This window comes from Planktothrix tepida PCC 9214 (assembly GCF_900009145.1).
In the GTDB taxonomy this organism is placed as follows: domain Bacteria; phylum Cyanobacteriota; class Cyanobacteriia; order Cyanobacteriales; family Microcoleaceae; genus Planktothrix; species Planktothrix tepida.
Genome location: NZ_LN889782.1, coordinates 735,497 through 759,516, shown reverse-complemented (window position 1 = coordinate 759,516; position 24,020 = coordinate 735,497). Strand labels below are relative to the sequence as shown.

Annotated in this window: 20 protein-coding genes; 10 read left to right on the top strand and 10 right to left on the bottom strand. The window is 39.7% G+C overall.

The genetic code is table 11. The features are described from left to right. The first annotated feature begins 95 nt into the window (after positions 1–95). Together PL9214_RS06270 and PL9214_RS06265 are read left to right on the top strand one after the other, a co-directional pair. Positions 96–1,280, top strand: a complete 1,185-nt coding sequence (locus tag PL9214_RS06270) for an NAD(P)/FAD-dependent oxidoreductase (protein WP_072717952.1) — start codon at positions 96–98, stop codon at positions 1,278–1,280. Between the two features lie 357 nt (positions 1,281–1,637). Next, positions 1,638–3,545: a two-component system response regulator gene (locus PL9214_RS06265; RefSeq protein ID WP_072717951.1), complete on the top strand. Its 1,908-nt coding sequence runs from the start codon at positions 1,638–1,640 to the stop codon at positions 3,543–3,545. Positions 3,546–3,578: 33 nt separating this feature from the next. On the opposite strand, the gene hisA is transcribed toward PL9214_RS06265, so the two are convergent. From hisA to PL9214_RS06235, 6 genes are all read right to left on the bottom strand, one after another. After that, complete coding sequence (gene hisA, locus PL9214_RS06260; protein ID WP_072717950.1) at positions 3,579–4,352, bottom strand: 1-(5-phosphoribosyl)-5-[(5-phosphoribosylamino)methylideneamino]imidazole-4-carboxamide isomerase; 774 nt, start codon at positions 4,350–4,352, stop codon at positions 3,579–3,581. Between the two features lie 96 nt (positions 4,353–4,448). Continuing rightward, on the bottom strand, positions 4,449–4,850 hold the full coding sequence (locus PL9214_RS06255; protein ID WP_139294977.1) for a hypothetical protein: 402 nt from the start codon (positions 4,848–4,850) through the stop codon (positions 4,449–4,451). Between the two features lie 130 nt (positions 4,851–4,980). Beyond that, entirely contained in the window at positions 4,981–5,595 is a 615-nt protein-coding gene (locus tag PL9214_RS06250) for a hypothetical protein (RefSeq protein ID WP_072717948.1), read from the bottom strand. A 224-nt stretch (positions 5,596–5,819) separates the two neighbouring features. Continuing rightward, the gene (locus PL9214_RS06245; protein WP_072717947.1) at positions 5,820–6,953 is read right to left on the bottom strand and encodes a type II secretion system F family protein; all 1,134 of its coding nucleotides are present in this window, start codon (positions 6,951–6,953) and stop codon (positions 5,820–5,822) included. A gap of 77 nt (positions 6,954–7,030) precedes the next feature. Continuing rightward, positions 7,031–8,134, bottom strand: coding sequence for a type IV pilus twitching motility protein PilT (locus PL9214_RS06240; protein WP_072717946.1), 1,104 nt, complete (start codon positions 8,132–8,134; stop codon positions 7,031–7,033). A gap of 276 nt (positions 8,135–8,410) precedes the next feature. Further along, positions 8,411–10,414, bottom strand: coding sequence for a GspE/PulE family protein (locus PL9214_RS06235; protein ID WP_072717945.1), 2,004 nt, complete (start codon positions 10,412–10,414; stop codon positions 8,411–8,413). A 1,044-nt stretch (positions 10,415–11,458) separates the two neighbouring features. On the opposite strand from PL9214_RS06235, the gene grpE reads away from it, so the two are divergent. The 5 genes from grpE (at position 11,459) to rsgA (ending at position 17,419) form a co-directional block, all read left to right on the top strand. Further along, positions 11,459–12,205 carry a nucleotide exchange factor GrpE gene (gene grpE / locus PL9214_RS06230; RefSeq protein ID WP_072717944.1) on the top strand — a complete coding sequence of 249 codons (747 nt, stop codon included), beginning with the start codon at positions 11,459–11,461 and terminating at the stop codon, positions 12,203–12,205. A 151-nt stretch (positions 12,206–12,356) separates the two neighbouring features. After that, entirely contained in the window at positions 12,357–14,411 is a 2,055-nt protein-coding gene (gene dnaK / locus PL9214_RS06225) for a molecular chaperone DnaK (RefSeq protein ID WP_072717943.1), read from the top strand. Positions 14,412–14,738: 327 nt separating this feature from the next. Then, entirely contained in the window at positions 14,739–15,869 is a 1,131-nt protein-coding gene (dnaJ, locus tag PL9214_RS06220) for a molecular chaperone DnaJ (RefSeq protein WP_072717942.1), read from the top strand. Positions 15,870–16,013: 144 nt separating this feature from the next. Beyond that, positions 16,014–16,271 carry a sulfurtransferase TusA family protein gene (locus tag PL9214_RS06215; RefSeq protein WP_072717941.1) on the top strand — a complete coding sequence of 86 codons (258 nt, stop codon included), beginning with the start codon at positions 16,014–16,016 and terminating at the stop codon, positions 16,269–16,271. Between the two features lie 5 nt (positions 16,272–16,276). Then, positions 16,277–17,419 (top strand): small ribosomal subunit biogenesis GTPase RsgA, encoded by a 1,143-nt coding sequence (gene rsgA / locus PL9214_RS06210; RefSeq protein ID WP_437126744.1) that lies wholly within the window; start codon positions 16,277–16,279, stop codon positions 17,417–17,419. 69 nt (positions 17,420–17,488) lie between these two features. On the opposite strand, the gene PL9214_RS06205 is transcribed toward rsgA, so the two are convergent. After that, on the bottom strand, positions 17,489–19,366 hold the full coding sequence (locus PL9214_RS06205) for an AAA family ATPase (protein WP_186440299.1): 1,878 nt from the start codon (positions 19,364–19,366) through the stop codon (positions 17,489–17,491). Positions 19,367–19,577: 211 nt separating this feature from the next. On the opposite strand from PL9214_RS06205, the gene PL9214_RS31130 reads away from it, so the two are divergent. Continuing rightward, positions 19,578–20,054, top strand: a complete 477-nt coding sequence (locus PL9214_RS31130; RefSeq protein ID WP_072717938.1) for a hypothetical protein — start codon at positions 19,578–19,580, stop codon at positions 20,052–20,054. A gap of 208 nt (positions 20,055–20,262) precedes the next feature. On the opposite strand, the gene PL9214_RS06195 is transcribed toward PL9214_RS31130, so the two are convergent. Next, entirely contained in the window at positions 20,263–21,477 is a 1,215-nt protein-coding gene (locus PL9214_RS06195; RefSeq protein ID WP_072717937.1) for an ATP-binding protein, read from the bottom strand. A 239-nt stretch (positions 21,478–21,716) separates the two neighbouring features. Between PL9214_RS06195 and PL9214_RS06190 the strand changes: the two genes are divergently transcribed. Next, positions 21,717–22,427 (top strand): hypothetical protein, encoded by a 711-nt coding sequence (locus PL9214_RS06190; protein WP_072717936.1) that lies wholly within the window; start codon positions 21,717–21,719, stop codon positions 22,425–22,427. Between the two features lie 83 nt (positions 22,428–22,510). Further along, positions 22,511–23,083 (top strand): Uma2 family endonuclease, encoded by a 573-nt coding sequence (locus tag PL9214_RS06185; protein WP_072717935.1) that lies wholly within the window; start codon positions 22,511–22,513, stop codon positions 23,081–23,083. Here the strand turns inward: PL9214_RS06185 and PL9214_RS06180 are convergent. Continuing rightward, positions 23,080–23,820 carry a nucleotidyl transferase AbiEii/AbiGii toxin family protein gene (locus PL9214_RS06180; protein WP_072717934.1) on the bottom strand — a complete coding sequence of 247 codons (741 nt, stop codon included), beginning with the start codon at positions 23,818–23,820 and terminating at the stop codon, positions 23,080–23,082. The genes PL9214_RS06185 and PL9214_RS06180 overlap by 4 nt on opposite strands. Continuing rightward, positions 23,709–24,014, bottom strand: a complete 306-nt coding sequence (locus PL9214_RS31950; RefSeq protein ID WP_222425206.1) for a hypothetical protein — start codon at positions 24,012–24,014, stop codon at positions 23,709–23,711. Before PL9214_RS31950 ends, PL9214_RS06180 begins: the two co-directional genes overlap by 112 nt. Between the last annotated feature and the right edge of the window lie 6 nt (positions 24,015–24,020).

Below are 24,020 nucleotides of genomic sequence, written 5' to 3'. Positions count from 1 at the left end.
TCCAGGATGGCGGAAGCTGATTTATATTATAAACAGTTTTATTGTATAGTAGATTATGAGTCTGCTTACAATTTCACTACTACCACAGAAATTCCATGAACACTTACGATTGGATTGTAGTTGGGTCTGGAATTACCGGTTCTGCACTCAGTTATGAATTAGTTAAAAAAGGATTTCAGGTACTTTTATTAGATCCAAATCCGATATTAGATGGTGCAACTCGTTATAGTTATGGCGGTTTAGCGTATTGGTCAGGAACAACGGAACTGACCCGAATTTTATGTGAAGAAGGTCACCAACGTCATCAGATTTTATCCGATGAGTTAGGAGTGAATACGCAGTTAAGAGAACTCGATTTAATTTTAGTCGTAAATCCTGATGATGATCCAGAATTGATAGCCCAAAAATATCGCTATTTTGCTACATCTCCTCAATTCATCTCTATTGAAGAAGCCTGTGAATTAGAACCCTTACTAAATCCTCAAGGGATGAGTGGAGCATTTACGGTTCGTCATGGTCAAGTTTCTCCTGAACATCTGAATACAGCTTATATTAAAAGGTTTAAAAGTTTAGGAGGAACTCAAATTTTTGATCAAGTTTTGCAGATTTATCCGATTCAAAATCAAGCGGTTCAAGTCACGACTCATTTAGAACAATATGAAGCTGAAAATATCGCCATTTGTGCGGGAGGGTTAAGTCGCCAGTTATTAAAAAATGCCGGAATTTCAATTCCTATTTATTTTACCCATACTGAAATTTTAGAAACCCCCCCCGTCGATTTAAAATTACGAACGATTGTCATGTCAGCGTCAATGGAACGTTTTCAACTTGAAGCGAAATCGACGCAACCGGAATTACAACCTTTATGGGAAAAACCGGGTCATGAGTTAGCACCATTCATTGTTGATAAAAGTGCCGCTCAGTTACTAGACGGTCGAATTAGAATGGGTCAACCTTCCCATACTTTTAGCGATGTTAATGCTCAAGTGAACCTCCTCGAAAGCGAAACCTTGATTCGTCAGGAAATCACTAAAATTTTACCAACCTTAGCAAATTTACCCGCAACTTGCTATCATTGTTTAGTAGCCTTTAGTTCCGATAGTTTACCCTTGATTGGTGCTGTTGGTAACTTTGATAACATCCATATTTTTTCAGGGTTTAGCAATCCTTTGGTTTTGATTCCCCCCTTAGCTCAACGGTTTGCAAATTTTATCACAGGACAACCCGATCCAATCATCACTCAATTATCCCCTTTACGTTTAATGAAATTGATCGGGTAAAGAGTGAATGCGCCACTCGATTTTGGTTAAGCTTAGAAAAAACTTGCTTTTATTTTCAAAATGTGTTAGTTATTGGATTAACTTTTGTAACAATGAGTTCCTGATCTGATCGTCAAAGCAGTCATAATCGCTATTAATTCTTGATCCTGTGCATCTATCACACCATTTTCCATCGTTTGAACCCTCGTTATCAGTTCAAAGTAAACATCGCAACACAAAGGTCAGGAATGTTTGAGAACCAGAAATTTTATCCTTTGGTTAACACATTGATAGGACATCAAAGCCTGGTTTAAATTCATCTTCAATTTCTAGCAAAATTCCGGCTGAATTGAAACATATCCCATAGGAGTAGATTGTATGAATACTGTAGTCAAGCCCAGATACAAAATTTTAGTTATTGATGATAACCCTATCAATGTTGACTTATTATTTGAGTATCTTGATTATGCTGGATTTGAAGTTTGGAAAGCATTAGATGGAGAAAGTGGTCTGGAAATTATTGACCAAAACACGCCTGATTTAATCTTATTAGATGTGATGATGCCGGATTGGGATGGATTTGAGATTTGCACTCATTTAAAAGCCAATCCTGCCTATAGTGAAATCCCTGTTATTTTTATAACAGCATTAGCAGAAATCCAACAAAAAGTTAAAGGGTTAAACTTAGGGGCTGTAGATTATATTACCAAGCCTTTTGATCAAAGTGAAATCTTAGCCCGGATTAATCTGCACTTAAAGCTTTATGCTTTAAATTCTCAATTAAAGTCTGAAATTCAGGAAAAAAGACAAGCAGAACAAGCTTTAAATCAGCTAAATTTAGAATTAGAAAAACGAGTACAAGAACGTACCTCCCAACTACAAAGTACCTTAGAAGAATTACAGCAAGCGCAACAAAAACTATTAGAGCGAGAACAGCAATTACACTATAAAGCTTATCATGATCCACTGACAGGACTTCCCAATCGAGCTTGGTGTATTTCTCAACTTAAAACCTTAATTGAACAAGCTAAATCAGACTCTAATTATCATTATGCGGTCTTATTTTTAGATTTAGATCGCTTCAATGTTATTAATGATAGCTTAGGTCATTTATTAGGAGATAAACTGTTACAAAAGGTTGCTAAACGGTTAGAATCTTGCTTAACCTCTAATCTCCATATTGCTCGTTTAGGAGGAGACGAATTTGTTATTATTGTTGAAAAAATTACCGATGAGCAGGAAGTCATGACCATTGCTCAAAAAATTTTAGATGTGCTAAGTCCCGTTTTTCAATTAAATCAATATGAAGTCTATACGGGCGGGAGTATAGGAATTACATTTAGTAAATTTGGATATTATCACCCCGAAGATATCCTGCGAGATGCTGACGTAGCTATGTATTCTGCGAAAGCAAATGGCAAAGGTTGTTATCAACTTTTAACCAGTGAATTGCAACAACAAGCCATGAGTCGTTTACAGTTAGAAAATGATCTCAGGCGTGCGATTCAAAATCAGGAATTCTCTCTGTATTATCAACCCATTATTGCCCTTTCTCACTCCCAAAAATTAGGATTTGAAGCGTTAATTCGTTGGCATCACCCACAAAAAGGAATGATTCCCCCAGATCAATTTATTCCTGTGGCGGAAGAAACCGGATTAATTATTGAGTTAGGATGGTGGGTGATCAAAACTGCTTTAAACCAAATTGAAATTTGGCAGGAACAGTTTCCTGGTTTTTCAGAAATTGCGATTAATGTTAATGTTGCCCCTCAACAATTAATGCTGGTTTCTTTCTCTGAACAAGTTCAAGAGCTATTTTCGCATTTCAAAATTAAAAGTCATCAAATCAAATTTGAGATTACAGAAGGATCTTTACTAAAAACGGGTTCTCATCACATTGAAGCTTTAAAAAGGCTGAAAAACCTAGGGATTCAATTTTGTATTGATGATTTTGGGACAGGATATTCTTCCCTCAGTCGTCTCCATGAATTCCCCATTGATACCTTAAAAATTGATCGCTCTTTTGTTCGTCAAATTGGTTCAAATCAAGGAGAAATTGAGTTAATTAGAACCATTATTACCTTGGCTCATGGATTAGGAATGGATGTTGTCGCGGAAGGAATTGAAACAAAATCTCAATTGAATCAATTATCATTATTAGGATGTGAATGGGGACAAGGATTTTTATTTTCAAAACCCTTGAATTCTATCGATGCAACTCAATATCTGGTAGCCTTGTTAACCTCTAAATGGAAGCAAGAACGGGTTAAAGCTTTACTGATGTAAACCCGTTCTTGAACGGAATCTCGACCTTAAAAATTAAGCAAAGGTAGAGTCTCCAAAATCTGAGGGAACATCTTGCCATCGTCCTTGACCGACGGCTTGAATTGCTTCTTTTAAATTAATATCCCCGGTATAGAGTGCCCGTCCGACAATTACATCAGTGACCCCTAAAGGTTCCAAGGATAATAAACTTAATAAATCTGTAATTGAACTCACTCCTCCAGAGGCAATGACTGGAATCGAAACGACATTGGCAATTTCTCGTAAAGCCTCAAGATTGGGCCCAATGAGAGTTCCATCCCGATGAATATCGGTATAAATAATTGTGACAACCCCTAACTGTGCCATTTGTTCCGCTAAATCCGTCGCTAAAATTTCCGAGGTTTCTAACCATCCTTTCGTCGCAACTTTGCCATTTCTAGCATCAATTCCCACCGCAATATGACCCGGAAATTGTGCACATAAATCCGCAACTAATTGAGGTTTTTCTACTGCAATCGTTCCTAAAATTGCCCGTTCTACCCCTAAATTGAATAGGGTAGCTACGTTGTCACGAGTGCGTAATCCTCCGCCAACTTGTACCGGAATATTAATCGTATTTGCGATCGCTTCAATCACCTGATAATTTGTGGGTTTTCCGGTTTTTGCTCCATCTAAATCTACTAAATGCAACCTTGTTGCTCCTTGTTCAACCCAATCTTGAGCAACCGCAATGGGGTCATCATTAAAGGTTTGAGCTTGGTTATAGTCGCCTTGATATAATCGCACACAGCGTCCGTCTAATAAATCAATAGCAGGGATAATATTCATAGGATGGGTTTATAATTAACACTATTCAGTTTCTCACAAATTAAAACCCGCTCTTTGCGGGCTTAGGTCTAAGGTTATAAAAGGATTAGATTGCAATTAGATTGATACGGTTTCTGTTTCTGGGGTTGAATCAGTTGGTATGGGGTCAGAAGCAATATCTAACGCACCCCCTGGAGCTTCAGGATGTTCCATAAACATTGCTTCTGTCGTAGCTTCAGCCTTCTGAGAGTGACTTTTAAGGTAAAGGCTTCCCAGTCCCAATAACCCGACTGTCGAGAGTGCTAATCCAGCAATAATGCCATAATCCGGTTTAATCGGGGGAATTTTTGTCCACAGGGAACCCGAACTAACATTAGAATTTGTTAACAACCCATTAGACTTATATTTGCTAAAGGGACAAGGACTCGCTTCCAACGCCGGAGAGAACACAGCACTCATAGTTGCTGTAGCTAAGAGACTCACGAGTAAGGGTTTGAGTTTGCTCATGATGATTGCCATATTGGGGATGTTTAATTTGGTAATGATAGCAGGAGATTTTAAAATTAGCCGACCCCAATTGATTTTTAATCCAGATATTTTGATCCATTAAGTTCCTTTCCATCCCCCAGACCCAACATTCACCAGCGACTTATCCCCACTCTCCTCCAAATTCTTGATATTCTTCTGATTCAATTTGATCGAGATCAGGATATTCATAATTATCAATCATTTCCTCTACAGAGTGAATAACAAACGGTAAATTAGCACCAATTAAACCCCGTTTAATCCGTTCTGATGTTTCAGGAAATAAAACAAATAGGGGATAAATATCATCGGCCTCTTGAGAATCAATGTGTTTATAATAGTGCGGCATTATCCATTCATAATCTTGATCTAATAACACTTGGGTTAATCGCCAACGGGCTAATAAATCCGATAATTCTTCTTGAGGGCGGTGAATAAAGATAAAAATCTCAGCCCCAATTTTAACTTTCCATTCAGGATCACACATCAAAAGTCCAATATCACAGGGTAAACCCACAGCATCCCCCGGTTTAATACTAATTCCCTGCTGTCCTGAATAGGAAACTCCATGTCGTAAACGAACAATCGGTAACGGAATGGTAATCACACTATCATCAGAACGGCGAATACTCGGAACCATTTCAAAATAAGGACGATGTTGCTTCAGTAAAGTAATCGCAGCTTCCGAATTACTATATTCTGCCAGCAACGCTTCATAATGGGATTTTTGAATAGACATAGATCATTTAAAATAAAATGTTTACAGCATTGGTTAATGGGGTAATAGGTAGAATCAACATCAACAACTATTTTCTAGCCTTAAGAAAATTAAACAACCTCTTGAAAGTAGTCAATATCCCTGAATTGATAGCTGATAACTGAATCTGATACGATTAAAAATTTGATCGTTTATACATCAGAAAGTAGTGTTTGATATACCATCTAATTTTCTGGGTTTTGGAATTAACCAAGTTTTTCAAACACGGCAAACATGGGTAAATACATCGATAGCAAAATTGAACCTACAATTCCAGCCACCATCACAATCATCAGAGGTTCTAACATACTGGTAAGTCCTTTTACAGCTTCTTCCACTTCCGTTTCATAGAACGCCCCAACTTTCATTAACATTTTGTCGAGTTCCCCTGATTCTTCTCCAATTGCAATCATTTGAATAGCCAAAGGAGGAAATACATTGCCTTCTTGTAAAGCTAAACTAATTAAACCGCCTTGTTGAATAGAATCTCTGGCATTTCTAATACATAAAGCAATCGCTGCATTTCCAGCCACCTCTTCCACAATTTCCAAGGAGTTCATAATCGGAACCCCAGACCGGGTTAAGCTTCCAAAAATTGTACAAAACCGCGCCACAGCCGAAATTTGAATTAGGTTTCCAAAAATCGGTAACTTCAAAAATAACTTATCAAAAAACATTCTTCCCCCAGGGGTTTTATAAGCGGTTTTATAAGCAAACAATAACCCTATCAACGTCCCGATTACAATAGCTTGTGGAATCGGAGGCCAAGTTCTACAAAAGGCACTAATATTGAGCATGATCTGGGTAAACATCGGCAGTGTTGCCCCAATATCCTGAAACACCTTAGCAAAGGTGGGGAGTAAAAAAGTTGTCATCCCAAAAAAGATAGTAATGGCAATAAATAACACCGTTTTGGGATAAGACATAGCGGACTTAATTTCAGCTTGGGTTTTGTGGTTTTTTTCCATCATCACCGCCAGCCGTTCTAAGACTTCATCTAAAACCCCCCCAGTTTCTCCAGCAGACACCATACTAATAAAAAGCTGATCAAAAATATCAGGAAATTTCCTCATGGCTACAGAAAGTTCTGTCCCTTCTTCCACATCAGCCCGAATGGAAGTTAAGGCATTTTTTAACTTGGCATTACTACATTGATCACTTAAGACACTCAAACATCTCGCCATCGCAATCCCTGCGTTAAACATAGACGCAAACTGACGCGCAAAAATCGCCAAGTCTTTAACGGTAATCGTTGCCAGAGCAATACTAATACTTTCTTCAATTCGTTTGAAGTCAAAACCCCGGTTTCTGACTTGACTGCGAACTACACTCCCTGCCATAAATTTTTACCTACTCAGTATTAATTTTTTACTGATAACTGATAACTGATAACTGATAACTGATAACTGATAACTGATTAAGCTTTGGCTTTTTGTCCCTTAGCGGCGGAGGGAGCAGGGCCAATTAAACGTTCTAATTCATCGGGTTTAGACGATTTACTCATGGCGGCTTCCCAAGTGACTTGACCTTCGTTATAGAGTTTCGCTAAAGCCATTTCCATCGTTTGCATTCCTAATTTAGCCCCCATTTGAATTTGGGAATAAATTTGAGAAGTTTTTCCTTCCCGAATCAGGTTAGCCATAGCAGGAGTATTGGCCATAATTTCGATCGCCGCCCGACGACCTCCTCCAATGGCAGGAACCAAGTTTTGACTACAAACCCCCACCAGTGAACCGGATAACTGTGCTCGGATTTGGGGTTGTTGAACGGGGGGGAATACGTCTAACATCCGGTCTACGGTTGCAGCCGCCGAGTTCGTGTGCAGGGTTCCAAAGACTAAGTGACCCGTTTCTGCCGCAGAAATCGCTAGACCAATGGTTTCTAAGTCTCGCATTTCTCCCACCAGAATAATATCTGGGTCTTCCCGCAATGCTGCTTTTAGAGCATTTGCAAAGCTTTTTGTGTCTTCTCCCTTTTGCCGTTGGTGGAACAAACTTTTAATATTGGGAAACACATATTCAATCGGGTCTTCCACCGTTAGAATATGTTCAGAGCGAGTCCGGTTAATTAAGTCTAACAAAGCTGCCATGGTTGTGGTTTTACCCGAACCCGTTTGACCTGTGACTAATACCATTCCCCGTGGGCGTTCCGTCATATCCCGAATCACTTGGGGAACCCCTAATTTATCAGCATTGGGAATCTTAGAGGCTAATGCCCGCAAACAAGCCGCCCAACATCCCCGTTCTCGATAGACATTGACCCGGAACCGAGCTAATCCTCGTACCCCGTAAGCACAATCTAATTCCCACTCCTGCTCTAACTGCTTACGCTGCATATTATTCAGCATTTGGTAAATCAGAACTTGCACCTCTTCGGCGGATTGGGTTTCTCCAAATTGGGGCTGAGGGGTGAGTTTCCCGCTAATCCGAAAGAAGATAGGGGCACCGGCTTGAATATGAATATCAGAGCCACCTTGCTCGACTAAAGACTCTAAAATGTCTTCAATCATTAATCCCGGCATAATTATTCTCCTCTAATCTTTTGTTGACTGTGTGCAGACGTGCCATGGCACGTCTCTGATTGTTGACCGTGAAAATTAAGATTTTTTCATAGTGTTCCCAAAAATCAGTTATCAGTTACCAGTTATCAGTGATCAGTCATCAGTTATCAGTTATCCGTTAAGAGTCAAGAATTAATAGCTAATAGTTAAGGAACTGGCCAATTCCTGCACTGATAACTGATCACTGGTAACTGATAACTGACAACTGTTAACTGATAACTGACAACTGATAACTGATTAGCTGATAAAGCGGGGTGTCATACAATAGGGACAGTCTAACCATTCCGGTTTTAATTCCGCTACGCAACTCTTACAGGTTAAGCCTTGTTTGCGTTTGGCTTTGAGTTCGGCTTCTAAACCGGAGTCTGTAAACGTTACCCGTTCCACTTCCTCAAAGGTGGTGTACCCTTCACGGACTAACTGCAAACTATAGGCTAATAAAGTTTTCATCCCTTCTTCAACGGCTGCTTCCTTAATTTGTTCAGTGGGAGCACCTTTGGTAATCAGGGTTTGCATTCGTTCGGTCACCTTCAGGAATTCATAGACCCCTACCCGACCTTTGTAGCCGAGTCCACTACATTTTTTACACAATTGGCCCATATCTGCTAAATGCTTCCGTTCTTCAACCGCAATGGTATTCGCTTTATAAAAAGTAATATTGACTTCTTGAGAAGCCGATAACCCATAACGACCTAATTCTTCAGGAGCCGGGGTATAAGGAAGCCGACACTCCCCACAAACGCGCCGCATCAGCCGTTGGGCGAGAATTCCTAACAAAGCAGCCGACACCATGAACGGTTCTACCCCCATTTCATCCAAACGAGCAATGGCACCTGCTGCGTCGTTGGTGTGTAATGTGGTTAACACTAAGTGTCCGGTTAATGCTGCTTCAATAGCGGTTTTTGCTGTTTCTAAATCCCGTGTTTCCCCCACTAATAAAACATCCGGGTCTTGTCGTAAAAATGCCCGTAAAATATTAGCAAAGGTTAAATTTTTCTCCCGAATTACCTGACATTGGGTAATCCCAGGTAAGGCATATTCAATCGGATCTTCTGCGGTACTAATATTAATCCCCGGATCATTTTTTTCTGCTAAAACCGAATACAGAGAGGTGGATTTTCCTGACCCCGTTGGCCCTGTAACTAATATCAAACCAAAAGGACGAGATGCGGTTTCCCGAACTAAGGCTAAGGTTTCTTGATCCGTAATTAATTTATCTAACCCTAATTGGGTTGAAGAACTATCGAGAATCCGTAATACAATTTTTTCCCCGTAGCGACTCGGTAGACTATTCACCCGGAAGTCTACCGTCCGTCCTCGGAATTTACGGCGAATCCGACCATCTTGGGCTTGACGACGTTCGGCGATATCCATTTCTGCGAGAATTTTAAACCGGGAAGTAATCGCCGGAATTACTTTTTTGGGAAATTTATAATATTCCTGTAACACCCCATCTTTCCGCATCCGAATTCGCATTTCATGTTCCTGGGGTTCAACGTGAATATCAGATACCCCCTCCGAGAGGGCTTTGGCTAAAATCACGTTGACAGCCTTAATAACCGGGGCGGTTTCCGCTTGTTCGATTTCCTCCGACAAATCCATCCCACCAGATTCATCGCCTACTTCTTCGAGGTCGGTGGTTTCAAAATCTCCGGCGGTAAACTCTAATTTCTCTTGTTCACGTTTAGCGGCTTCGGCGGCTTTGCGTTTAACGTCTTCGTTACTATAGGTGGAAATAATTTGATCATAATCTTCCTGAGTAATCACCCGCCGTTGGAGTTTCAACTGCTTGGGTCGCAAAATTTGATTTCTTAACTCCTCCAACGCATTCAGGTTGTCGGGGTCAACCATGGCAATCAACACCGAAGTCGGATCACTTTCAGGTTTGCGTAAAGGGATGAAGCGATGGCGTTTACAGGTTTCTAAACTGGTATCAAGCGTATGCAGCATTTGTTCGAGTTCTTCATTCGACATCGGTTCAATTTCAGGATCATACGCTTCGACCCCGTGAATGATTCTCAGTTCAAATAGCTGTTGTTTTTTATACTGACGTGCCAAGTCGGGAGGAAGGGGGCGACCCGTCATCGATTCCAAAACTTCTGTCAGGGGTTGACCTGAACGACTGGTTTTGAGGGCTTGCTGAAGTTGCTCTGGATTAATATAGCCTGATTGAATTAATTTGTTGCCAAAGGGAGTGGTACTTTGAACAACTAGGGCGCGTCTTTGGGATGTGTTCGTCATAGCTTAAAATTAAGGTCTATGTCATTGTATTAATGCGTTGATGTCACGATAATCACTTAGTTTTCAGGATTAATGGACACGATGGGTTTGAGGTGTACCTGTATCCGACGCTGATTTTGGCAAGAAATACAGCGTGAAACTTTCCCTAGCTCCAACCCGCACAAAGGTTAAATGTCCCGGGGCTTCCCTCTAACCCATCTCAGAGTTAAGTTACTCAGAACACAACCGCAATTATCAAGCATCTAGGGTGGCTGTGGGTTTTAAGGGAATAGAATTCCCTCTGATGTGTCAATTTTAACCCAACCTTCTCGTTCTCAATTCCGATCTGCATCTAAGAGAAGTTCAGGGGGCTGATTGATCTCCTCCTGTACGCATCCTTAGCTCAACCCATCCCATCTTGTAAACCCCCTACCCAGCATTTTAAGGCTCCATCTTGATCATAACGGTTTACCTCACCTTGAGGATGTATTTTAAGATATGATTTTGATTAAAATTTTTAAAGTAACGAAATGTCGTCAGCACCCCGTACTGAAGTAACGGGGCTATGGGCGGAGCGCAGGCTACGCGAAGTCATGCCTCACTAGAGCGTGATAGTTGACCAGCCTAAGTGCCTTGTGCACTACGTTTTTTGAGTTATGACACCCTGTGGATGCGTAGCTAGTCCCTAGCTCTGTCGTTAGTAGTTAAACATCTTTATCGGGTTAAGGAAGTGCTACTAGCCTAACAAGCTCTTAAAACCTTGGCGTTCGCGTAGCGTGTGCGAAGCACTCAGCTAACTTTACCCTAGAAATAGGTGTTAGGAGGCAACCATACCTCTACACAGGGGTATGATTGATTGCCCCTCTACCCCGAAAGGGAAATAAAAGCCGTCCTAAATAGAGTCAGCCCTGAGCCTTGCCCTAAGCTTTGTCGAAGGGCTGTCGAAGGGACGGGGTTTCTACCCATTTTTGCGATGATGATGGATAGCGGGGTTACTCCTCAGCCGTGTAAGGGTTAAGGACTCACGCTGATTTTCTGTGATTAACAAGGACAAACAGTACCATTATGATGCCTAATTCAACGGCTAATACTCCTGATGAACTAACGGGTCAATCCTATTCAACCTCAGAGTCGGATGTCCCGAACTCCGATAATTTGGATGCTGAGGGGACAACAGCGACGGAATCAAGTTCCTACCCAGAGGTCGGGACGGACGAATCCGCTACCGAAGCACCCTCTGAAAAAACTTTTGGCCAGGAAATCGAGTCAACGGGGGAAGGACTTCATGCTGAAGTCATGGCTTTAGCGGAAGCCAATGCGGCCCTCAAGGCACAATTAGAAGATGTTAGTGGTCAATATCGGCGTTTGGCGGCAGATTTTGAGAACTTCCGCAAACGCACTCAAAAGGAAAAAGAAGAGTTAGAAATCACCATCAAAGGTTCAACTCTGAAGCCATTACTCCCGGTTGTGGATAATTTTGACCGCGCTAGATCCCAAATTAAACCCCAAACCGATTCAGAAATGAATATCCACAAGAGTTACCAAGGGGTTTATAAATTAATGGTGGATTGTCTCAAACAACTGGGGGTATCTGTGATGCGTCCAGAAGGGCAGCCTTTTGATCCCAATTTACATGAAGCGGTGATGCGTGAAGCAACGGATGCCTATCCTGAAGGAACTGTGATTGAAGATTTAATGCACGGTTATCAGTTGGGAGAAAAGGTTTTACGCCATGCGATGGTCAAAGTAGCAACGGCTCCTGAACCCGATTCTACAGAATCTACCGCCGAAGAAACTCCATCTGAAGCATAAGGTGTTGCTCAGGGACAAGGAACTAGCCATAGGAGGGAACTCTAAATCTATCACCTGAAGCCATCTGGATCAAAGCGATTTTATCCCGTAAGAATCTGGAAAAATTGCTGATTTCAGGATCAGTATTGCAAACATTCATCGTCGAGGAGCTATGGGAAAAGTCATTGGCATCGACTTAGGGACAACGAACAGTTGTGTTGCTGTGTTAGAAGCCGGTAAACCGATCGTAATCGCTAATTCTGAAGGAGGACGAACCACACCGAGTATTATCGGATTTGGTAAATATGGCGATCGGTTAGTGGGCCAGTTGGGTAAGCGACAAGCGGTTACGAATGCCGAAAATACGGTTTACAGTATTAAGCGATTTATCGGACGTCGCTGGGAAGATACCGAGGAAGAACGCTCACGGGTTCCCTATACTTGTGTCAAAGGCAAGGACAACACCGTTAATGTCCAAATTCGCAACCAAGTCTACACTCCCCAAGAAATCTCGGCGATGGTGTTGCAAAAGCTCAAAGAAGATGCAGAAGCTTATTTAGGAGCAACGGTCACTCAAGCAGTGATTACAGTTCCAGCTTATTTTACCGATGCTCAACGACAGGCAACCAAGGATGCGGGAACCATTGCGGGTTTAGATGTCTTACGGATTATCAATGAACCCACAGCAGCAGCTTTATCTTATGGCTTAGATAAACAAGATCAAGATCAGAAAATTCTGGTCTTTGACTTGGGTGGGGGTACCTTTGATGTCTCGATTCTACAACTGGGAGATGGGATTTTTGAAGTCAAATCAACGGCAGGAAACAACCATCTGGGCGGGGATGATTTTGATAACTGTCTGGTACAGTGGATGATCCAAAAATTCAAAACCGAGGAAGGCATCAACCTCTTAACGGAAAAAATGGCATTACAACGGTTACGAGAAGCCGCCGAAAAAGCCAAAATCGAGTTATCCAGTCGCAACACCACCTCGATTAATTTGCCCTTTATTACCGCCGATGATTCAGGGCCTAAACATTTAGAACTAGAACTGAGTCGCACCGAATTTGAGGGTTTAGTGAAACCGTTGGTAGACAGTACCATTGAACCCGTCATCCAAGCGTTGAAAGATGCAAGTTTACAGCCTAATCAGGTGAATCGCATTATTTTAGTCGGGGGCTCTACGCGAATTCCGGCGGTTCAACAAGCTATTAGTGAATATTTTGGAGGAAGAACCCCAGACCGTTCTGTTAACCCCGATGAAGCTGTTGCTTTAGGGGCTGCAATTCAAGCGGGAGTGTTAGCAGGAGAAGTCAAAGATTTATTGTTATTAGATATTACTCCTTTATCTCTAGGATTAGAAACCTTGGGGGGAGTTTTTACTAAAATTATTGAACGCAATACAACAATTCCCACGAGCCGTTCTCAAATGTTTTCCACCGCCGTTGATGGACAAACCTCTGTGGAAATTCACGTTCTCCAAGGAGAACGGGCAATGGCGAAGGATAATAAAAGTTTAGGAAAATTCCTCCTGAATGGAATTCCGTCGGCTAAACGGGGAGTTCCTCAAATTGAAGTAGCGTTTGATCTCGATGCCAATGGAATTCTGAAAGTTTTAGCGGAAGATAAAGGGACGGGACGAGAACAAGGGATTGAAATTAGTAATACCGGAGGATTGACGGAAGCAGAAATTGAACGAATGCGTCAAGAAGCAGAAATTTACGCTGATGAGGACGAAAAACGTCGGTTAGTGGTAGAACTTAAAAATCAGTCCGAAACTTTGTTTGCTAATTGTAAACAAACCCTCAAAGGCAAGGCTGATCAGATTAGTAATGATCTCAAAGAACGAGTTCGCAAAGAAGCTGCGGCTTTAAAACAAGCGGTTGCTAATCCCAATATTTCCCATGAGGATATGAAAAAACAGTTAGAATCCTTCCAAGAAATGTTGTATGCTTTGGCTTCAGAGATTTATGAACAAGCAGGTCAGAATTCGTCTTCCGCTTCATCTGTTGCTTCGGAGTCTTCAGAATTTGAGGCTTCTGTACAAGCGGTAGAAGATAAACTAGAGGAAACACAGGAAGACGAAGATGAAGATGAAGAAGAGGCAAAACCTACCAGTAGTGAATTATTATTCTTGAACAACAGCATGATTGAGACTTCCTCTGGAATAGACACCTTCAGTGATCCTCCTGATCCTGGTAATCCGTTTACCAATACCCTGAATTGAAAGGTTTGTCCTACAGAGGAAGGCTTTTGAGGATTTATGATAGAATTGAAAAGTCTCAAATGTAGGATTAAACCAGTGATCAGTTATCGGTAAACAGTAATCAATGGAAGAGTGAGTCGTAAATCGTCATATAGCACTACGCAAAAAGGTTAGGAAATTTCTAAATCCTGAAAGCCTTTCACAACTTACTGTTCCCTGTTCCCGCTTCGCGTAGCGCTATAGTTGTCAATTTTTAGTTAAAAACTAGAAACTGGAACATTGGTTACTGATTATCCCTGATTAAGCGTTAACAAATTTGTTGTTATTTATTTTTAGGCAAAATACTCTATGGCAGGCGATTATTATGAAATATTGGGTGTCTCCCGCGACGCAGATACAGAAGAACTTAAACGGGCTTATCGTCGCCTAGCTCGCAAATATCACCCGGATGTCAATAAAGAACAGGGCGCGGAAGAACGGTTTAAAGAAATTAGTCGCGCTTATGAAGTTTTAAAAGAACCGGAAATGCGGGCGCGATACGACCGTTTTGGAGAAGCGGGAGTAGCGGGTGGTGCCGGAGGTTTTGACCCCAACTTTACCGATCCATTTACCGATATTTTTGAAAGTTTCTTCAGTGGGTTTGGCGGGGGTATGGGAAGCAATGCCCAAGCTCGCAAGCGCACAGGCCCAGCCCGGGGAGATGACCTGCGCTTAGACCTGCGGTTAGAGTTCAAAGAAGCTATCTTTGGCGGCGAAAAAGAAATCCGCATTAAGCATTTAGAAACCTGTGAAACCTGCACCGGAAGTGGTGCTAAACCGGGAACTCGCCCTCAAACTTGTTCGACCTGTGGGGGGAGTGGTCAGGTGCGGCGGGCAACTCGTACCCCCTTTGGCAGTTTTACTCAAGTCTCCGTTTGTCCGAACTGTAATGGCACAGGACAAATGATTGAAGATAAATGTTCCACCTGTGGCGGTCGTGGGTTAAATGAAGTCACGAAAAAACTTAAAATTAATGTTCCCGCCGGGGTGGATAACGGTACTCGTCTGCGGGTTGCCTCCGAGGGGGATGCCGGGAAACGGGGAGGGCCGCCTGGGGATTTATATGTGTTTTTATCCGTCGCACCTGATCCGAAATTTAAACGGGATGGGATTAATATTCTGTCCGACGTGAAAATTAGCTACCTTCAGGCCATCCTCGGTTTTAACTTTGATGTAGACACTGTTGATGGCCCCACAAAATTAACCATTCCGCCAGGAACTCAACCGGGAACGGTATTAACCTTAGAAAATAAAGGGGTTCCTCGTCTGGGAAATCCCGTAAGTCGGGGGGATCATTTAATTACGGTTCTCGTCGATATTCCCACAAAGGTAACTCCAGAAGAACGGGAACTTCTGGAACAGTTGGTTAAGATTCGGGGCGATCGCACGGGAAAGGGGGGAATTGAGGGATTTCTCGGTAATTTATTTCAACAAAAATAAACGGCTGATAGCTTTGCACTGAGCTTGTCGAAGTGTTGGCTGTTAGCTGCTTTGCACTGAGCAGTTCGACAAGCTCACTGTAATACTTGTCGAAGTGTTAACGGTCAAAAGGCAGCAAATAACAAACGACCTATCCCTCTTTTTATGACAGAAACAACTCACTTAAAACCGGATGCTCAATTGGATTTGCGGGGAACTCCTTGTCCCCTCAATTTTGTTCGCACGAAATTACGCTTAGAACAGATGCAGCCCGGTTCCCTACTGGAAGTTTGGTTAGATGCGGGAGAACCCATTGAGCAAGTTCCTGATAGTTTAACGATGGCTGGGTACAACATTGAGCAAATCACAGATTGTTCGGACTTTTTCTCCCTGCAAATTCGTTGTCCTGTGACCGTTCAATGAGTTCAATGACAACCAATGAACCGTTGAATGTCCCAGAACTGATCGGAACAGTTGTTGCTGTTCAAGCGAATTTCTATCAGGTTCAACTGGAAACCCAAGGAACTTCACTTCCTGAAACTATCCTGTTATGTACCCGTCGTTCTCTGTTGAAAAAAATGGGTCAGCAGGTGATGGTGGGAGATCAAGTTGTGGTGGAAGAACCGGACTGGTTAGGAAAACGGGGGGCGATTACTCAAGTTTTTCCCCGCCGGACAGAACTGAGTCGTCCTCCTATTGCTAATGCTAATCAAATTTTATTAGTATTTGCGATCGCAGAACCGGAGCTAGAAGCAACCGCTTTAAGTCGGTTTTTAGTGAAGGCGGAATCAACGGGTTTAGAAGTATGTTTGTGTTTAAATAAATGCGATTTAGTCTCCTCAGAACAGTTGTTATACTGGCGCGATCGCTTATTAAATTGGGGATATCAGGCTTTATTTATAAGCGTGAGTAGCGGGTTAGAATATACGGTTAATTCTGATCATCAAATTATTCAAAAATCTCTATTTCAAATAGAAAATACGTTTTTAGAAAATACTTTACTGTATCAACTTCAAGATAAAACAACGGTGATTTCTGGCCCTTCCGGGGTGGGAAAATCCAGTTTAATTAATCAATTAATTCCCAGTATTAATTTACGGGTTAGTAGCGTTTCGGGCAAATTAGGACGGGGAAGACATACAACTCGTCACGTTGAATTATTTCAATTACCGACGGGTGGATTATTGGCGGATACACCCGGATTTAATCAACCTGAATTAGAATGTAGTCCCGAAGAATTAACAGATTATTTTCCTGAAGCGAAACACCGTTTCCAGCAGGGAAAATGCCAGTTTAGTGATTGTTTACATCGAGATGAACCTAATTGTAGTGTTCGGGGGGACTGGGAACGTTATCCGATTTATTTGGATTTTTTAGAAGCTGCGATCGCCCATCAAGAAATGCTTCAACAACAAAAAGATGTAGAAATCAATGTCAAATCCAAATCAAAATCAGGCGGTAAACAACAATTAGAACCGAAATTAGCCAGTAAAAAATATCGTCGTTCTTCCCGTCGTTTTCAACATCAGACGTTACAGGATTTATGCGAGGATTTTAGTGAAGAAGAGTAAGATTTTTTAACGTTAAATTTTAGATCAGAATTAACCCCAGATTTCTTTGATTTAGGGGTGGGAAAATTTCTAAACTGATTCGTTATTAATAACCCAACGGCGAAACAATTCAACAATAATTCGCCAATGGTGATCAGTTTCTTGAATAACATCATGACGAGATAGAGTATCGAGGGCATTTTGTAGGGAAATGGGGTCTAAATTTGTAACGGTTTGTAGGGTGTTAAAATCGAGTCCGGTGGGGTGAGGTGCGATCGCTTTTATAATCTGTTGTTGACCGGGTGAACCTTCCCCCGCTTGTTGCCAAACCCCGGTAAAATAATAACGTCCATTTTGGTAGAATTCGGGTTGATTAATAATCCCATCAACATCAGCAATAGTAAACATGGGATCTCGGTTATTTCCGAGTTCAAAGACTTGATCATTATACCGACGAACTAATAGAAAACCGATGAGTTGCACGAGATAGGGTTGTCCGGCAGTTAATTCATAAATATAATCAAGAGCATCGGGTTTATAATCGAGGGGGAAATCTTCACTGGGGTTAGCAAGAAGATAGCGACAAGTTGCCCGTTCTAAGAAGCTAACACGGATGGGAATAATACTAGCAAAAAATGGGTTAAAATAGTCTTCGGTCATTTCTTCGAGGGTGTGGAGTCCAGCTAAAGCAAAGGCTATTTTAGGACTCATTTGCACCATTCCCCGCAATACGCCCATAAAATCTTTTGGAATGCGATCACTTTTTATTAGTTCTTCGATTTGTTCAAATTCATCAAGGGCAATAATTAATCCAGTATCGCCTAATTGGGTTTCAATTTGTTTTAAATATCGTTCAAAGGTGCGATAGGGAAGATTGATTAAGCTATCATCATCGGGGGGTGGAATTTGCAGGGTGTCTGAGAGGGAATCTGCGATCGCCATGAACACTTCACCGACTCCTTGAATACTATTACCAACGGTTAGTAAGTTAACATAAGCGAGTTTAACTTTGTCGTCTAAACGGGTTGAAATATTCCGCAAAATAGATGTTTTTCCCATACGTCGGTGTCCAAAAATAACTACAGATTGTAACTTCTGTTTACTAATCCAAACTTCCTCTAGCTGTCGCATAATTTCTTCACGCCCAACAAACAGCATTCCTTGAACAGGATCACCAATTATATAAGGATTTAATAATGTTTTAGGTATGCTTGATTTTCCTATTTTACTGGCTACCTTTAAGAGAGAGTTTTGCCAAGTTTCAACAATGTATTTAACGATATATTTTTCTGCATCAGGAAGACTATTGAGGTTATCTTGAATATTTTTTAATTCTCCCAATGCACGATTTAGCGCTGAATTTTTTGAGAGTTTAGATACGCTACTTTGTATAATTTTTACTTCTTGTATAACTTTTTCTAAAGAAATTATCACTTCACAAGTTGCTTTACGCAACATGGGTTCAGAGAAAATAGTATTAATATTCAAGTAAGAAATTGTTGCTAGTTCATCAGCATTAACGCATTCTTTTAAAATTTGAGTGATCAAAAATATTTCATCTCCATAAGGTAAAAAACGCACCTTCTGAAACGCATCAAGTGCTTTCTGCAAATATTCTATAGTTAAATCTTTCTTAATTTCTGCTTGATCAGTTGATTGATATAAATACCAAAAGCCTTCAGTTGTGATAGCAGCTAAGATAGAGCTTGCTAGGGAAGTATTTATTAAATCATTAATATTTTTCGTTCCTGATTTTTTATATAATTCGTCAGATATACAACGAATCAGTTCCCAATCATAAGGAGATTTAGCTAGTTGGCTGGTACGAAAAACAATATGTTCTTGAGGTAGTTCACATAATGCTTGACTAATTCCTTGAATTACAGAGTGATACTGAAGCGTATATTCTAAAAGTTGATTGGCGTTATGTAAACCTACATCCCAATCTGTCAATAACCATTTTTTCACCTTTTTTTTAAGATTAAGAATAGGGATTGGTGTAATTCTAATAAACCAAGTACATTTAAGATTATTGCTAAATCTGGATGTATTTAGAATACTAGAAAACAACCACTCTAAAATACGAGAATTTACAATTACTGTTCCAAAACTCCAGAAAAAAAAGAATATTCCTCCTCTAGTGAAATAATGAGAAAGAGCAGAATAATCTGGATTTAGATTGTTAATATTTAATATAAATATTTCCATAGAAACCCATATAATCAATAATGATAAATATATTCGGATTCCTACCAAAGAATTATCAATCCAATATTTACGCAAGCTAGAAATTTTGATTGATTTTATAGGGAATAAGAAGCCTAAAGAATTTCCAAATAATATTCCCCAAAATACAATTGAAAAAAGTAGTATTGAACTAGAATTCGCAATATTATTATCTAATTTATTAAGTATTTTTAATAAGATTTCAGGGATCAAGTTTTGTCTTATAAAAAGGCTTATAAAAAAAGAAGGAATCCAGAAAACTAGCAATGAAATTAAAACTATAAAGCCGGATACAAAGCCAATTAATATTTTTTTATTAAATGTTACATTTTTAAATCCTATTCCTTTCAATATTCCACAAATAAAGCTGAAAATTAGAAGTCCTATTATCAATTCAAATTTCATATTTATTTTAAAAAAGCAAAAATAAATAAAATTTGTCAAATATAAGACAAGACCACTAATACTAAATCCAATTACTATTAATTTGCTTATTTGACCTTCAAAGATACGCAAAGCTTGTGGAAAGAAAAAAAACCAATAAAAGACTCTTAAGTAATCTAGGGGATTTTTTAAGGAAAGAGAACGATTTAATTTTGGGGCTAAATCTAAACGAGGAACTGGATTTTGTGTTGAAATCATGATAATCTCTCTAAGTAAAGCTTAAACAGTTGATTACATAACGCCATCAATTTTTGAGGATGACCTTCACTTTTATTAATTAACTCGGTAATTTCATCCTCAGTAAAGGTAATGGTTTGATATTTTGGTTCCAACAAAGGTGAATTGAGACGACTCGCAATAAAATCACGGATGGTTTGTTCATCCCATCGGTTTAACTGGTATTCGGTGCAAATTCCCCACCAGGGCGAAGTCATCCTAATACCTTGATTTCCAAATAATTGATCTAAAGACGTACAAGCTGCAACAACTAGCTTCAGGACTGCATTATTTCCTTCTGCTAACCCTCGCAAGTCTGCGTGAATATAATTAGTAAAACCGTCCCAGGTCATTTTTTCTACTTCATCGAGAATTAATAACAATCGATGATTTTGTAAATTTCGGGTGAGGCGATAACCTTTACAAAAATCAATTCCTGCATAATCACACAAAGCTTGATAAAAGTCATCCTCATCATAAATACCTTGTAAATTTAGATAAATCGGTTCACGGGGTTGTAACAGTTGAGTTTTAGCTTGTCTGCTAATTTCCATTAATAGCGAAGATTTGCCACTTTGTCTTTCTCCAATGATTGCAACGCTACTACCACTATTGAGGGTTTCAAATATTCTTTTAATTTCCTGTATTCTACCAAAAAATAGTTGATCTTCTTCAATAAGTCCCCTTAAGGGAATAAATGAATTAACAAGTGGAGGATGAGTGCCAGTATAAGGTTGAGAATTCTCTATCCTCTTACATTCAAGAGATTCATCAGTAGTAGACAGTTTATCAATTTCAGAAAGTTGTTCCTTGATGTCTGGTGTAATAGACTCTCCCAGTTTGAGAATTTCATTTTGCCATTCAATATAATTATTTTTCCAACAGTCATATTGCCGAGTCCATAATACAGTATAAGTTGTTTTCCAAGGGCTATCACCACTTTTAGGTCTACCTCGTCCTTCTTTTTTTATTTTAATTAAGACGAAACAGATTGTTTGTAAGGTTTGATTAAATTTTGGTTCATCAATACCAATTTTTTGAGCCAGTTCTGCCGTTGTAATATCATTCTCATAGTTAGCGGGATCAAACCGTTTCAAAAAAATTTTTTTGCATATTCCTTTAAACTGGTAGTGCAGAGCAACATCCTCTAAAAATTTAAGCTGTTTTTCTCGTTCTTGATCGTTTAGTTCCATATCAAGTTTGCTTTTGGCTGGTGTCTTCTTGGAATTATACAACAATTTTTGTTTTTGTGGAAAATCGAACTTCGCTTAACTTTTTACATAAAAGTGTAAGTCCCATTTTTATTTTCCCATATTTTTCTATATTTTCGTATATTTAAAATTAAAAATACGCAAACCTATTAATATTTTTCGGGAATTTTAAATTTCTTTCTAAATTGATATTCCTTAACTAAAGTCTAAAGGAATACATTATGAAAGAACTAATTTTTGATTCCGAGTTAATGTTCAGTCCTAACCCTAATAATAAATTAGCGATGATTTCTGCCTTCGAGCAAGACGAAAACTGTTGGTGGATTGGTTGTCCTGACGATATTAGAGAAGAAACTAAGCACCAACTCATGTATGGAAACCTATTCACAGAAGCATTCAACAATGATCCTCGGCTAAAACAATGGAAATTTCGATTGATTCCTTTTTCAGGTGGAGATATCAGCAATATTTCACCTGTATTTCGGAAATCCTATCCCATTGGTTTTAATTCCTTAGCTGAAGGCTGTGATGATGAAATGATGTGTAAACGAGGTCTGAAAATTAGAACAGCTTACGATGTTTTACAGGAGATTAGACTAGCTTTAGGAATGATTCCTATTTATAATGAAGCTCTTAAACATCACTTGAAAGCTGGATATGATTTAGATTCGGTCAGTCGTGCTAATTTTGGTATAGGTAAATGTGAATTAGCATATCCTGATTTTTCTGTCCGACAAAATTGGATACAAGGAGCGCAAACTTCAGTGATCCGTTATGCTTTAAGGGATGTCTATTTAACCTTAAGATTATTTGAAAGCCGTGAAAATTTGATTGACCCTCGAACAGGAAGACGGTTTAAATTGCGGAGCATGGAGGAAGCGATTAACTGTCCTGCTGAATTTGTTTGGTTTTCTCAACGTTTTGGGCGATAGATCTTGTTAGGGCGAGGTGCGCCTCGCCCCTACAGGGTTCTGATTGAAACAGACAGCTTAAAATTATAATAAGGGAATTAATTATGATACAAACGCTTAACGGAATATTGACCTTAGAAGAATTTCTAAACTTACCTGAAACCAAACCCGCTAGTGAATATATCGATGGTGAAATTATCCAGAAACCGATGTCAGGAGGAAAACATAGTGCAATTCGGGGAGAAATTGTTACTGTTATTAATAATATCGCTGAAGAACAAGCGATCGCATTAGCTTTACCTGAGTTAAGATGTACCTTTGGGGGTCGTTCTATTGTTCCTGATGTAGCAGTTTTTGTATGGGATCGAATTCCCCTGGATGAAGATGGAGATATTGCTAATACGTTTAATGCCCATCCTGACTGGACGATTGAAATTTTATCACCTGAACAAAGCACCACTAAAGTTACTCAAAAGATTTTACATTGTTTAAATTCGGGTTGCCAGATGGGTTGGTTAATTGTTCCAGAGGAAAAGTCTATTTTTGTTTATCCTTCAGGACAACAACCAATATTTTTAGAGGAATTGGATGCTGTAATTCCAGTTCCTGAATTTATCTCTAATTTAACTTTAACCTTAAGGGATATCTTCAGTTGGTTAAAGGTGAATCCTAGTTAAATAAACTCATCTTGATTTAAACATTCCCTAAACGTTCTTTCTGTGGGTTCTAACCCAAAATCAACCGCTAATAAATCTAAACCGTCAATAATCGTAACAGGGTTATTAATTCTCAGAGATTGAAAACATTTGTCTCTATAATTGGGTTTTTGTTGAAAATTTGCGATCGCCTCCTTTAACGGTTTAATTACCGGATAAGCTGCTTCTGATTTTGCGATCGCTTGGGGAGGAATAGAAGCATTGAATCTTAATACGGCTAAATCAATTAAATCCCGTGATTCTACTGAACTATCAATCCATCGGTCAGCATTAGCTAATAATTTTTCGGCAAAACAATCAATTAAACTTAAACAAGGAACAGACGACCATTGAGGAAAATCGGGTGCTTCTAGTTCAATTCTTCCTTCCATAATAATTTCAAATTTGATTAAGGTTTCTTCTATTAATAAAGGAAATCTAATTCCATATTGATTGGCTTGTATTTCTTGGTGAAATGTGATATTATTTTGAGTATTAAATAAAGCGTTATATTTATTTGGGCCCAGAGATTGCCTTAATAATCGATAACCGGAACCTGTGGAACAGAGAAAATCAATATCTTTACTCAGGCGATATTCTCCATAGTTTAAACAGATGAATGTTCCTCCGCCAAAATAAGCGTGACAGTCTTGTAAGAAATTAGTATTAAGTTGATGGAGAACAGCAATAATTTTGTAAACATTTGATTGAATAACCAAGAACCATACTGTTGAGCCAGTTGTTGAATAAATTCGGCTTCCGTTGGATTAATTTCCCCAAAAATATCTCGATAATGCCATCCCCGTTCATACCGTTTTAGCATTTCCAATGGCGTTAAATTCTCAATTCCTATTCTTTGCCAACATAATCGTTCTAAAAAGGGTAATTTTTCAGGAATAGAACGCTGATTCATGATTGT